The sequence below is a fragment of the Bacillus cereus group sp. BfR-BA-01524 genome, assembly GCF_022662595.1.
GTDB classification, from domain to species: Bacteria; Bacillota; Bacilli; order Bacillales; family Bacillaceae_G; genus Bacillus_A; species Bacillus_A thuringiensis_S.
In genome coordinates this window covers 1-434 of record NZ_JAKUDW010000295.1, presented here as the reverse complement: position 1 = coordinate 434, position 434 = coordinate 1, and the positions used below count along the sequence as shown (strand labels likewise).

The window sequence follows — 434 nt, the reverse complement described above, 5'->3', positions numbered from 1 at the left end:
CCTTCATCGACTCCTAGTGTCAAGGCATCCACCGTGCGCCCTTTCTAACTTAACCAAACTAAAAATTAAAAAATATGAGCTACACTGTTATCTAGTTTTCAAAGAACATACCATTTGCTATTTAAAATAGCTTTTTGGTGGAGCCTAGCGGGATCGAACCGCTGACCTCCTGCGTGCAAGGCAGGCGCTCTCCCAGCTGAGCTAAGGCCCCAAAATGTATGGTGGGCCTAAATGGACTCGAACCATCGACCTCACGCTTATCAGGCGTGCGCTCTAACCAGCTGAGCTATAGGCCCATACAAATTGCAGGATTTATTTATATCATATCCTCATTTAAGAGTCAATATTGAATTGAACTCTCAAAACTAAACGAAAACGAAACACGGAAACTTATATTGATGAACAGCGTTCATCAATTCTCCATAGAAAGGAGG

2 tRNA genes are annotated in these 434 nt (G+C 42.9%); both read right to left on the bottom strand.

The features are described 5' to 3' along the window. Nucleotides 1-135: 135 nt before the first annotated feature. Nucleotides 136-211 (bottom strand) — tRNA-Ala (locus MR170_RS31140). Nucleotides 212-219: 8 nt separating this feature from the next. Further along, a tRNA-Ile gene (locus MR170_RS31135) sits at nt 220-296 on the bottom strand. Nucleotides 297-434 lie beyond the last annotated feature (138 nt).